This is a genomic window from Candidatus Lokiarchaeum ossiferum (assembly GCA_025839675.1).
Taxonomy (GTDB): Archaea; Asgardarchaeota; Lokiarchaeia; order Sigyniarchaeales; family Promethearchaeaceae; genus Lokiarchaeum; species Lokiarchaeum ossiferum.
In genome coordinates, this window is record CP104013.1 from 4,602,825 (window position 1) to 4,616,107 (window position 13,283).

The 13,283-nt window shown below is 32.3% G+C and carries 9 protein-coding genes; 6 read left to right on the forward strand and 3 right to left on the reverse strand.

The genetic code is table 11. The annotated features are described in order from the left end of the window. The first annotated feature begins 69 nt into the window (after positions 1-69). Both NEF87_RS19780 and NEF87_RS19785 read left to right on the forward strand, forming a co-directional pair. Positions 70-3,219 carry a hypothetical protein gene (locus NEF87_RS19780; RefSeq protein WP_457917187.1) on the forward strand — a complete coding sequence of 1,050 codons (3,150 nt, stop codon included), beginning with the start codon at positions 70-72 and terminating at the stop codon, positions 3,217-3,219. A gap of 131 nt (positions 3,220-3,350) precedes the next feature. Continuing rightward, a complete protein-coding gene (locus NEF87_RS19785; RefSeq protein WP_457917188.1) occupies positions 3,351-4,994 on the forward strand; it encodes a HEAT repeat domain-containing protein in 1,644 nt (547 codons plus the stop codon). Here the strand turns inward: NEF87_RS19785 and NEF87_RS19790 are convergent. Next, positions 4,991-5,614: a Loki-CTERM sorting domain-containing protein gene (locus NEF87_RS19790; protein WP_457917189.1), complete on the reverse strand. Its 624-nt coding sequence runs from the start codon at positions 5,612-5,614 to the stop codon at positions 4,991-4,993. The two genes, NEF87_RS19785 and NEF87_RS19790, sit on opposite strands and share 4 nt — an antisense overlap. A 72-nt stretch (positions 5,615-5,686) precedes the next feature. On the opposite strand from NEF87_RS19790, the gene NEF87_RS19795 reads away from it, so the two are divergent. From NEF87_RS19795 to NEF87_RS19805, 3 genes are all read left to right on the forward strand, one after another. After that, positions 5,687-6,610: a TatD family hydrolase gene (locus tag NEF87_RS19795; protein WP_457917190.1), complete on the forward strand. Its 924-nt coding sequence runs from the start codon at positions 5,687-5,689 to the stop codon at positions 6,608-6,610. 203 nt (positions 6,611-6,813) lie between these two features. After that, entirely contained in the window at positions 6,814-7,008 is a 195-nt protein-coding gene (locus tag NEF87_RS19800) for a 4Fe-4S binding protein (protein WP_371803206.1), read from the forward strand. An 84-nt stretch (positions 7,009-7,092) separates the two neighbouring features. Further along, on the forward strand, positions 7,093-7,515 hold the full coding sequence (locus NEF87_RS19805) for an arsenate-mycothiol transferase ArsC (RefSeq protein ID WP_371803207.1): 423 nt from the start codon (positions 7,093-7,095) through the stop codon (positions 7,513-7,515). A gap of 25 nt (positions 7,516-7,540) precedes the next feature. Here NEF87_RS19805 and cdhD read toward each other — a convergent pair whose 3' ends face one another. Together cdhD and NEF87_RS19815 are read right to left on the reverse strand one after the other, a co-directional pair. Further along, positions 7,541-8,734 carry a CO dehydrogenase/acetyl-CoA synthase subunit delta gene (cdhD, locus tag NEF87_RS19810; protein WP_457917191.1) on the reverse strand — a complete coding sequence of 398 codons (1,194 nt, stop codon included), beginning with the start codon at positions 8,732-8,734 and terminating at the stop codon, positions 7,541-7,543. Between the two features lie 50 nt (positions 8,735-8,784). Next, the gene (locus tag NEF87_RS19815) at positions 8,785-10,215 is read right to left on the reverse strand and encodes a translation initiation factor IF-2 subunit gamma (RefSeq protein WP_457917192.1); all 1,431 of its coding nucleotides are present in this window, start codon (positions 10,213-10,215) and stop codon (positions 8,785-8,787) included. Positions 10,216-10,361: 146 nt separating this feature from the next. On the opposite strand from NEF87_RS19815, the gene NEF87_RS19820 reads away from it, so the two are divergent. Then, on the forward strand, positions 10,362-13,262 hold the full coding sequence (locus NEF87_RS19820; RefSeq protein ID WP_457917193.1) for a hypothetical protein: 2,901 nt from the start codon (positions 10,362-10,364) through the stop codon (positions 13,260-13,262). The last annotated feature ends 21 nt before the right edge of the window (positions 13,263-13,283 follow it).

Sequence of the window (13,283 nt, forward strand, 5' to 3'; positions counted from 1 at the left end):
AGCATAGGTATTAAAAACCGAATTTCAAGTTATAAATCATCCATAAATTCGGTTGTTGGTGAAGCAATTTTGGAAAAAACACAATTTGATCGAAAACAAGAGATACTTTCTGCATCAAAGAATAGGATTGAGCAACAATTGAATGATCTGGAAAAATCTTTGAAAATTCGAGACCAGAAAATCCATAAATTACAGAAATATCTAAAGGAAAAGCATCGGGAAATTGTGGATACTAAAAAGAAAATCAAAAGTCTTGCTCATATTGAAGAACAATCCAAAGCTCAAATCGATCAAAATATCGAAATGTTGACTTGGTTGGTGGATTCTGTAGATGGAACAGTAACTGAACTCAAAGCCAATATGATCCTTAACTCTGAAAATGCGATCTTAGAAAATATTAGTGATTTTCAAAATTATGTGAAAGATCTGGAAGAGATTATGGAACCATTAGGCGAATGTTCTGCAATTTCCAATCAAAAAGAATTAAACATGATTACAAATTCTATTGCTTCTACTTTGGAACTTTTTTCAGAAAATATTGATCAATCTATTGATTCTATGTCTGAATTAGTCCAAAAAGCTGCTGTTGCTGCGGTAGACCGTTCTTCGAAAGAATTTGATGGGTTTATTGAGGATATTCATCAAATTTTTGATACTTTTAATAATATCTTGCAAAAATTAAAACTTTCAAATTCCACCAAAAAATATCTCGCTTTGGAAGAAATTTATATTGAATCTAATTCGCTATTGGGTGAGATGATTGAATTAAAGAAAAAATCATCCACTGAAAATGCTCGGAGGCTCTTATTTAAAAAGGATTTAGATATGCTTTCTCAATTTGGATTATCAAAAGATAAAAATAACCTTCGTAAACAATTAATCGAAATGCAAAAGACAAAAAGTGAGATTCAAGAAAAATATCATAAAAAGCAAAATATTCGCGAATCACTGGAAGAAAAAGTTGATTTCATTGAATCGGAAAAGGAAACTATTCGTACATGGTTTGAAGCCTTAACTGATGAAGTTGTTGATAATCAGGATACTGCAACTGAGACTTATAATATCATGTATGCAACTCTTGATTCCATTCATTCTTCTATTTCTTTTATAAAAGCAGATCTTCGAAATACAAGTGAAGCAACTATTCGATCTATCATAGAAGAATTCTCAAAAAGTGCAAAAGCCTTTGGTCGTATGGTTGCTATTATTAAAAAATTGGATAAAGTTGTCGATCCAAAAAAAAAGCAAAAGTCAATCGAATTAATTTATCAAAAATCTAAGTCTCATATCTCCAAAATTAAAAAAATAGTCTCCCGGTTATCAAAAGAAGTTAAAACTGCTAATCAAAAAGCCATCGAAGAATCTTTCATTGATTTTAATAAGTTCATTGAAGTGTTTAAAAATAAATTCTATGTTATTCAAGATGCTGTTTCTGCAATCACACTTTCAAGTTCCGCCCAATTGATCCATGATTTAGAAGATTTAAGTGAAAATCAGCTGGAATCTCGCGAAGAATTACAAAACTTAGATCTCATTTTATCTGAGCTTAAAATTCAACTGGATTCCTATGATGAAAAAATTCAAGGATTTGAAAATGAACTGAAAATCTTCGGACATTCGGATCGAAAACGAAGAAAGGTTTTAGTTATTACAAAATCGGTTTCAGAGGGTGAAACATGGTTAATGCAAGATGTTACATGGAATGTTAAAAATGATGGAATTGTTGCGTTTGAAGATATTCATCTGAACGATCTTGTTGTTCATAGCCACGAATGTCTCACATCCAATGTGAATTATGATAAAAAGGAATTTAATTCTTCTCATCAATTAATTTCTTGGAACATCGACACTTTGGATAAAAAAGATCATATAGATATTCATTGTCTTCGCCAAGGATTTCGCCCTCTTCATAAAAATAACAAAAATTATACGCGAAACATTAGTACCCCTAGGACTTTTCGATATCGGAATCTTGCCCAACCCATTTCTTTAACATTCATAGAAAGGGAGGGTGAAGGTGCCATGGTTCTTACCAATACTGGTGTAAGTGATACTATTTGGAATATTTCTTTAGAATTTAAAGAGACTTCTGAGGTTTCAGATATCCCTAATGTCAAAATTTTTGGTTTAAAACCTCAACAATCATTTATAAAAAAATATTCATATTCTCGAGCTGGTTCTTTGAAACCCCGCCTTTTTGAAGCTAGTTCCAAATATCTTGTGGGAATTCGGGAGCAGAGATCAATTCGTTCAGAAAATGAATACAGATGTGAACTTATTTTTGAAAATAAATCTGAATTTCTGCTTCATTTAACCTCATTCGAAGTTTATGATATTAAGAATCCCAAAACGCCCGTCATTCAGGTTAAAGACCATCATCTTGAAATATTGCGTCCTAATTTAGATTTTCGCAAAAATTATGATGTTGAAACAGCATTGGACCCTCCTCAATTTGTCATCGACTATTCATTCACTCTACATCTTGTGTATGAGTATGACACTACTAGCAAAATTGATCTTAGTGAATTGAAAGAAACTCCTGATCTTATTTACAATAAAGATATTTCTGCTGAAGCTCTCCAAGAGTTTATTCCAAATTTATATAATCAAAAACAAACTTCAATTGAAATACACCCAGAAATACAAATGATTAATGAGGAAATTGATGCTATACGTGATCAAATAAAATCACTTGAATCCCAGCTCCAAGAACAAACTATAATGCTTGAAAAGAAACAATCTGATAAAGAAAATTTATTGATTCTCATTAAAAAAGAAATGCAAGAAGAAAAACTTAAAGAAGAAAAGCGCAAGCAAGAAGCAAAAATTCTTGCTCAGAAGCAAGCTGAGGAGCAACAAAAATTACAAATTGAAAAAGAAAAAATTGCTGAAATGAAAGCTAAACTGGCCAAGAAAAAGAAAACACTGGCAAAGAAATCTATTAGTGTGAAAAAAGTAGTGGAAAAGGAAATCGCACCAAGGAAAGAAGCTGATAAAAAAAAATCTACTACCAAAAAGAAAAAATCTACTACCAAAAAGAAAAAATCTACTACCAAAAAGAAAAAATCTACTACCAAAAAGAAAAAATCTTCTACTAAAAAGAAAATATCTAAGAAGAAGAAAACCTCAACAAATAAGAAATCAACCAAGAAGAAGAAAACATCGACCAAAAAGAAATCAACGCTTAAAAAAAGTAAACAAAAGAAGTTAAAAACTTGATTGTCCGATTATTTATTAGATCTTTCTTACTTCTTTAACATTTTACAGTCAATAAAACAAATACTGCAGAAAAGAAAGATTAAAAAAGACTTATGTGAATATTAAGTTCATAAAAAGGAATCTAATTTGCTATGGTAAAGGATGAAGTTGAAGATTTAATTTATCGATTAAAATTTAAGAACCCAAAAGAAAGGGTTGAACTTATCAATACCCTGGGTAATTCTGGAGATATACGCGCAACTACGCCAATTCTTCAACAACTTATCTCTAAAAACGTTGATTTACTCGTAGCATCCATTTTTGCGTTAGGAAAACTAAAAGACGCTAGAGCTGTGTCTTCTTTGGTAGATCTACTCAATCATAAAAAAGAGAAGGTAGGCAAGTATGCAGCTCAATCTTTAGGAAAAATTGGAGATCCGAGTGCAGTTGAATCTATGTGTGCTTTATTATTGCAAGTTAAAATTCCAATTGCTCAATATATCTTGGAATCCCTGGGGATGATAGGTGCCAAAGAAGCAGTTTCTTCGATTCTATTGTATATTGAAAAGAAAAAACCAAAAGAAGAATTATTGGCTACAGCAATTAAGGCTCTATCCTGTATCAAAGATCCCAGCGCAGTTTCTGCAATTATTCCTTATTTAGATGATTCTAATCGAAATACTCGCGCATTTTCTGCTGAAGCTTTAGGTATTTCGAAAGATCCAAAAACAATTAAAATTTTGATTGATCATTTATCCGATCCAGATGATTATGTGATTGAGAAAATAGTTGAAAGTTTGGGAAATTTAAATCCTTCTTTCAAAGAGAAGTCCAAAGAAGAAATTGTATCCAAGGTGTACTTAAAATTAATCAAAACAAAAAAAGATTTAGCGTATCAAGAACCAGAAGATTTAATAACTCTCCTTAAAAAAGAGAAGGATTCTGAGTTAAAAGTATTCATTATTCATCAAATAGGGGAGAAACAAGTTTCAAAAGCCTTAAAACCTCTAGTAAAGATGCAAAAATCAGAAACAAATATTTTTGTTTTAAAAGCTATTCAAGAAGCACTGGATAAATTGAATTATTTACCCAAAGATCTCGAAAAATATATTAATCAATTTCGTTCAGATGATTTTCAACGAAAATTGAACGCAGTGAGCGCTCTTTCTATGATTCAGAATGATTCGGTATTTGAAGAACTCTTTTCTTATCTAAAAAACAATTATCAAAATCAAGACGATCAATTTCTATCGGTGAATTCTTCCATTATTGATGCTTTAAGCAAGTATGAACTTGAAAAAACTATAGAATTCTATAAAAAAATCTATCAAAGTTGTCCAATTGAACTATATGATGCAATAAATGGTGTAATTGAAAATTCGATGCATCCTATTGCTAAATCCCTATTATCACAACCTTATCGTTCTGATGGTAGATGGGGGAAACCTCTAAGTTTAATGGACATGGGATTTAAGAAAGCTGCTAAAAAGGAAGAAAAACATCTAAAAGAACAAGAAAAACTTGAAAAACAAAAAATTCAATCATCAATTAAAGCGAAAGAGGCTTTTGCCATTCAGAAAGAGAAAGAACAAATCGCTTTAAAAAAAAAAGAGCAAGAAAAATTGCGTCTTGAAACTAAACAAGGGCTGAAAAAGCAAAAAGAACAAAAAAAAAGAGATGCATTAAAGGCAAAAGAACTGGAAAAACATAAAAAAGAATTGGCCAAAAGAGAAGCAAAACGTAAGAAGCAGATTGAAAAATCTACATCTGGTAAAAGTTCAGAAAATAAATCCTAGTTTTTCCTTTTTGCTAAATTTTGTTTGGCCTTTCTTCTCAAAATAATTATTGTCAAAGTTGCAGTTGTAATAATAAAAATTGATGGGTAACCTGGAATAAAAGGGATATAATAGGCTTGAACGTCTTTATATTGGTTGTTAATCTTACTTTTCAGAACAAATGTATCTGGACCATTTTCAATCAAACGAATTTCTAAGTAATAAAGAGAATCTGCTGGTGCTTTATACTCCAAAGTAATGGTGTGGACTGTGTCATTCAATTTTGCGGAAAATACTTCCGTAGGTGTTTCATTATATGCAACCAAAGCGCCTCCGATTTCGGGATATTCTGTATTTTCAGTTAGGAAGTTTTCATTGGTTGGTCGAGCATTATAAAGGTATAAGTAGAAAATTCCTTGATATTTTGCGGTACAATTCAGGAACCAAGTATCATTCATTGTGAGATCAGTTAAATACAAACGACTAGCATTTTGTTGCATGATAAATTCTTCGGGTAAATACGTCTCATTTTCAGTTTCAGCTTTAACGCTTTGTGATCCAACTAAAATTTGTAGTGAAGAAATCCAAATCATAATGAGAGTAATTTTAACTGTTTTCTGAATTTGCTTTGATGAGTTCATGAATATATGTTCTCTATAGCTGTTTTAGCAAAAAAGGTTTTTTGGCGATCAAAAATTTTTATTTTTCATAAAATGGGAAGAAAAAATGATATAATCCCTATTAAACCTGAAAAGGGATTACCGTTAATTGACTGTCACTGTCATTTTCCAAGTGATGAACTACCAAGAAGTCTGAAAAAAGGAAATAAATCTATTGAAAAGCTAAATGAAGAGCAATACCGTGATTTTTTTGAGAATCACAATGGAAAATATATAGTTACATCTACTTCAATTTGGGGTGTTGATTTTCGTCAGAAATTCCGAGAAACTCATGATAATATGCTATTAACCATTGGATGGGGTGCTCAAGCAACCACATATGCGACTCCTGAAGAATGGAAAGTAGATTATCCAAAATACTATGAATACTTGGAAAAAAATACTGATAAATATGATGTTATCGGAGAGATTGGCATTGATTTTCACCACGCTAAAACTTTTAAAAAACGAGAACATCAAATCGATATTTTTGAAGAAATGATCCAGAAAACTAAACATTTGGGAAAGAAATATAGTTTACATGTAAGAAATCCTACTCAAAATGATAGAGATCCAAACTCTCCAAATGCTTCTTATAATGATCGGGATATTTGTAATGATTTAATTCTAGATATCTTAGAAGCAGAGAAAATTCCACCATCGGATGTAATGTGGCATTGTTTTAGTGGTCCCGCAGAATGGGGAAAAATGTTGGGTGATAAAGGATATTATATCTCTATTCCAAGTTCAGCGTATGGTTTCAAGAAATGGCGCCGAAATATACAAGATGTTCCTTTAGATCGACTTCTTGCCGAGACCGATGCAAGCGCCCAACACCCTTATACAATGGGGGCTTTTAATACACCAAGTAATGTGGAATATTCTTTAGCCGCTATTGCTTATGTAAATGAAATGGCGCAAATGGATATAGCAAAACAAGTTTTAAAGAATGCAAAAGTATTCTTTGATATTAATTAGTTTTTTTTTTCTACTTCTATAAATTTGGCTTGCTTAATTGAAAAGTCTATAAAAATATATTAATTTTGGTTTATCGGTTAATATTAAGGTAGAATGCTGATTTGTTTGAATTTCTAAGATTTTATGGTAGTGCATTAATTATGCACTAACTTTAAATATCATAAAATACTAAATAACATAACAAAGAATCCCAGTGAAAACTTATGAAATGCAATAAAGTTGAAGTTAGAGAATATTTATGTCCGAAAAATCATCCCTGTCCTTCGGTTCGTTCATGTCCATATGGGGCTATAGTTCAAGATAATCCTTACTCTGTCCCATATATTCTTGAAGAGAAATGTAAACATTGTGGGCTATGCACTCGCGCATGTCCCGTTTTTCAATGTGCAGTAGCATAAATTTTATAAATACTTGTAATAGGCATCGTTTTTTTTTACAATTCACCCATCACATTTATCAAGGTTAAAATTTATTAAGTTATCATGAAATCCGTTTTATTTTTAGGATTGAACAATACACGAGCGCCAATGGCTGTGGGTTTTCTTGAGCATTTGGCAAAGGATCCCGTTGAAGTTAATTATTCTTGTGCAAAATCTTTTAAAACAGTGCATCCTCATGCCGTTACTGTCATGAAAGAATTTGGGGTTGATATTTCTGCAAATTCTTATTTAGAAGATCCTAAAATTGATATGTTTTCTCAGAAGATAATTTCCATGGGGGTTGATGTGCAAGAATTTTATTCAGATCATAAGGTGATAGTATGGAAATCTGTCGAAAACTGGAATTTAGACAATCCTGATGGGGCTGATATTACATTCTTCCGCGACATCCGAGATAGAATAAAATATCTCGTGATTAAATTATTGGATGAGATGAAAATCGACTATATTCACGATGAAGAATAATAGAATCAGTTCTAATCAGTCATTTTTAATATTTAGCGGAAACCCAATCGAGATAATTATCAGGGGTTTGAAAGGTTACAGTTGATAGATCGTTAACCATTTCCTTAAATATTTGGGCCGAGAGAGGATGTAACATCATTGCTAAATTTAATCCTACTAAACTCATCGCAAGGGCAGTGGTTATTTCCCAAATTGGACCTCTTAAAAATCTATTACCTCCATGATTTGGAACGTGGTTAATCTTCTTCATATGTGATTCTCTGGCACCCCATGCATTCGTAGTTCCTGCTGAAAGAGGAAAATTAAGATTTGAATCTCCTTTCAAACCTGCAAGTCGGATTTGTTGGTAGATTGAGTAGGAATACTCCAATCCATACCCCAATGTTGCGCAAGTTGGGTCCAATACGATCTGATTTCGCGGTATTCCCATAGATAATGCATCCTCCACTAATTTTGATTGATCATTAATGTCCAATTGAGCCCAAAGCAATACATTATGCTCATATTTTCGAGCGATAGGAACTACTTTGTCAATTGTTATTTTATCTGCACTGGAAAGCATTAGACGCTCTCCTTGGGTAATTGCACCTAATTCTTCGAAAAGTTCTGTATCTTTCTTTTTATTTCCAGATCCTCCAATAATAACGGGACATTTTACTCGTTCCAAAACATCCTCTAATATTTGGCGAGCTTTTGATACTGGTGTATCATTCACTCCTGGATCGGTAGACACAAAATGCATAGTTATGAGATCTGCTCCATATTTTTCCGCTAATTCTGCCCAACCAGCAGGATCTGTCAAAACTTCTCGATATGCGTTCTTAATTACCTTGGGTAGTTTTATTTTCATATCAAAGACATCAAAGGTGACAACAGGAGAATTGGGATTTTTGAGTATTTTTCCATGTTTATCTTGCAGAAAAGTGAGATAAGGGAGAGTTTTATCTCCTCCTATTTTTACAGATCGTCCATTTGAACGACTAAATTCAATTTCTTCAATTGGATGAAAGGATTTTGGAGGGAGGGGTGGTATTTGGGTTGATACCCATTTAAAATCTGGAAGCTTTTTTTTCATTGCTTGCATTTGAGCCTGTTGAAGAACGGGGGAAATATGTGCTTTGAGTTGATCAACAGTAATATTTACATCCTCGAGAAATAAACTTCCTTTTTGATCTAATAAGGCTTTCAACTTTTCGAAAAAATCTTCCGAATTTTCCATATCTAAATTAAAGAAGCGTAAAAAAAAAGGTTTGTTAGAAGATAAGATTTTTATTCTGCTAAATAACCATAGCCTATTAAACGAAATCGATTATGAATCCTACGACTTAACGCAACAATTGATCCTCCAAGTGCACAGATTGGACGTTTCAATTGAAGACTCACGGAATTATGTTTTCCAATTTTAGAAACAACTCCAGCTGAAAGGGAAGTTCCAACAACAATCATGATTAACTCATTTTTCGCTATTGGTTTAACACTAATATCCTCTTCTGCTCCTAATACTTTTTCTAATAAGTGAGTTTCAATCTCTACGGTATTTTTTACTTCAGGAAGGGTTTCAGGTGTTCCAACAACATTTCCAATAAGCTGATCTGTTCGAGTATTGGATGGATCTAATTCAGTTCCAATAGCAATTAGACCTCCTGGACGTGCAGTCTCAAGTGAATGTTTTCCTTCATAAATACTTTTAACAGTCGTAATTACAGGTTTATATTTTCCACTGTCCGGATTTTTTAACCCAGGACGAATTTCGACTTGATCCCCAACTGAGATTTGACCTGAGATGATACTTCCTCCCATCACACCTCCAGCGAGATCATCAATCGAAATTCCTGGGCGATTAATATCAAAACTTCGGGCTACGTTGAAAAGGAAATCTTCTTCATTTAGATCTTCAAAATCAGGAGATGGTATTATTTCTTCGATTAATTCGGAAATTTTATCAACATTAGCTTGGAAAATAGCTGAAGTTGGAATTATTGGTGCATTTTCAGCTATGGTGCCTTTGACGAAACTTTTAATTTGATTGTAATGTTCTATAGCACGTTCTTTTCCTACAGAATCTACTTTGTTTTGAACAATTATAATATTTTCAATTTTAGCAATTTCTAGGGCTGCCAAATGTTCTCTTGTTTGAGGTTGGGGGCAATCTTCATTCGCTGCAACTAACAATACGGCTCCATCCATAAGTGAAGCGCCTGATAACATCGTTGCCATCAAAATTTCGTGTCCAGGGGCATCAACAAAACTAATTCGACGTTTAAATGCTAATTTTTCGCCACAATCAGGACAATGCCCTTTTGGATCTTTTTTGCTTTTTCGGAGCAAATTAGCGAGTGCTTCAGCAATCACTCGATTGCACTTAGGACATTGCATAACTGCAGCTTCAGCATACCCTAATTTAATAGTAATTCCACGATTTATCTCATCAGCATATTTTTCTGTCCAAGTTCCGGAAAGGGCTTTAACTAAGGTTGTTTTTCCATGGTCAACATGGCCGACCAACCCTACGTTACAAGATGATTGAATGAAATCTGATTTTTTAGAAGATTTTTTAGTTGTTTTTTTCTTTGTTGTGGTTTTTTTCTTTGAAGTTTTCTTCTTAGCAGTTGTTTTTTTCTTTTTTTCTTCGGGAACGACACCTAAGTCTTCTGCTGAAAGATCATCTTCGGCTACTGTTTTTTTCTTTTTCTTTGCCATCAGTCATCTCAAATGCAACATGAAAAATAATGTTTATTAATCGTTCAAAAACAAAATTTCCAAAAAAATAAAAACTCACGGATTAAACATTAAAGTAGGATTAAATCAGAAATGAAATTCTGAAAACTATCCGAAATGTGAAATGTATGCCACAAAGCAATAAGGATGTTATTTCTGAACTATTTGATGATATAGACAATCAAATTTCTTCAAAACAATATGATAAAGCAGTTGATTTAATTGGTTCTTTATTAATGGAACATGTTTTTCATAAAAGTGAGAAATTCTTAGCCAAATGTTTGGAATTAATTAATATCATTTGTGATAAAACAAATTATACTGTCGATACTATCACCGAATTTATCGCACCATTATTAGATCATGAGGAATATTGGGTTCGACAAGATGTTCTTGGCATACTAAAAAAAATATATCCTTCGGTTTCCCTAGGCAAGTTTGATTCTCTAATTGAAAAATGTGAAGCTAAATTATTTGATCCTGATAAGAAAGTCCGAGAAATAGCAGTATCTTTAGTTGCTACTATTATTAAGAAATCATATACTGATTATCCCGATATTTATTTGACATATTGTCGTATGTTTGATGATGACTCTTGGAAAGTTCGTGCTAAATCGTTGGAAGGAGTATTAGAATTTTTAACTCCTGAGTCAAATCCTCCTGTTGATTTAATCAATGCACTCAAGGAAAACTTGACCCATTTATTTAAAGATCCTGATGAAGAAATTCGAGGATTTGCTTCCGAAGTGATGAAAGCATTATGTTTTCATATGGAATCTGATGAGATTATTACGATTTTGCAACCAATTCTTGAGGATGATGATTGGGAAATCCGAGAAAAGGGTATTTGGATAATTGGAGAGATTGGTTATCTTTATTTCAGTGAATTTGAGGTATTATTTAATATAATGATATCGCTATTTTCTGATCAAATCATGATGATCCAGACAAAGGTGATTGATGCTTTTGTTAAGATTGGAAAAACTCAAAGTAAAAATCTATTTCGCTTGTTTTTGGATTATTTATCCAGTATATGTAATATAGCTGAATGTAAAGATCAAGAAGATGGAATTTCGGAAACATTAATTTTCATTTCTCTTCAAAATATGAAAAAATTGCTTCCTATTCTAATCATTGAATTACAAAACCCAATACAAATCATCCGTGATATCATTGCGAATTGTTTATTAAAAATATATATGGAAAAACCCGACGCTTTCGAAGAAGAACTCTATAAAATGTTTCAAGGCTTAGATCCTGAAGATTGGCGTCAACGAAAGCAACATATTAGTTTGGTGGGAGATTTAGCTTATATTTTACATATTCAATCTGTAGCAATATGGACTGCAATCAATTTAAAAAACTGGCAATCTCTAGAAAAGGATTTGGATGTATTAGATGAGATAGAAAATTCGTTGTCTAAAATTAAGAATGTATATGAGAATATTGATACTGAAATACAAGAAGTTGAAAAGCGAAAAATTTCCTTTTATAAAGGATTAGACAAATTCCAATCCCTTTCTACAAATCTTCGAGGAAAAACCGAGCAGCTTATTATCAAGAAGAAATTTAATGATGCGGAGGTTCTCTTGGAAGAAGAAGGAAATAGAATTTCCGAAAAACTCAACGAATTTGAAAAGATCTTGTATGAATCCGAGTTTAAGCGTTTTTCTGTCGATATTTTGCAAGATTTCAAAGAAATTAAAGAAGAGATCTTGGAAAATATCTCTGATATTAAGGCTGTTATGTTCAATCAAATATGTGATGGACGTGCGGAATATTTAGAAGATCTTCAGGATGTTGTAAAAAATATTGAAGAATCTATTTTAGATGTTAAAAATGATTATCAATTTGTTTTGAACTTAGAAAAGAAAATTGAGAACTTAGATTATCAAAATGACCCCTCCAAGATTGAATCCTTTCTAGATCGCATTTCCCATATTAGAGAGAAGTTGTACACCTTGGAATTCAAGATTGGACAAACTTGGTTAAATAATTTGGAATTTAAAGAATTTCTAAAAGAAGTGACAATATATTGGGTTGATGTAAAAATTGAGGTTCAGCAGTATATTGGCAACATTTTCCAGAAGTTTAATTTATTACAATCTGAAATCGATGGGACCAATGGAGAATATTCCGATCTGAAGCGTAAAATTACCTTCAATTTTCTCAATTCAAACTTACAAAATATTATTTTGCAAGCTGTGCAGAGCCAACGGGATGTGCTTGAACGATTTGATTCTATTACTGAGCCGATATACCAAGAAATTAAAAAACGAAGGTTTAAAGAAGCTCATCATCTGGTATCTCTTACCATCAATAATTTATATAATACAATTGAAAATTACAATAAAGAAATTAACCATATTTATAATGATTTAGATAAAATTAATCTTTCAGCGGAAGCGTTAGCTGAAGTGCGAAATTATGTGAATAATTGGGCTGATGTAAAAGATTCACTTATTGAAAAAATTCGATCTTTCCAAAAAGAAGTTGAAGACGAATTGTTTATTCAAGAAGTTCGCGAGTATTTGAAATATATGAATCCGATTCCATTGGATCGTCTAGAGAAAGCCCTTTCAATACAAAAGAAGCATTTGAAGGATCGCTTATTTGCTTTAATCGAAGATCGTACTCTCCATGCAGAAATTCACAATGAAGAATTAATCATACCTGAACGTCCTTTAGGTGAAAATCTGTTGTCTTTCTCCCGTAAGGTTGAGATTATTGGTTCAAGAATAACATTTAATCTACGTATTTATAACCCTACCAAGTTTTTCCTCAATGATATGGGATTGATCTTCATTTTTCCAGAGTTTTTAAACCTTCAAAAGGAAGACAGCGATTTAACTGAGATTTTTATTCGGGAATTTGAACCAGAAGCAATCAGAGTCATACAGTGGAATTTTCGTTTGGAAAAACAAAATGAAAAGAAGTACGAAGTCAAAAAATGGTTGTTAAATGTGTCTTACCGCAACCCCTTCGATGAGATAACAACATTCCAGAAAGAGATGGAAATTATTTTTTAATATTAGGTTATTCAAATAGAG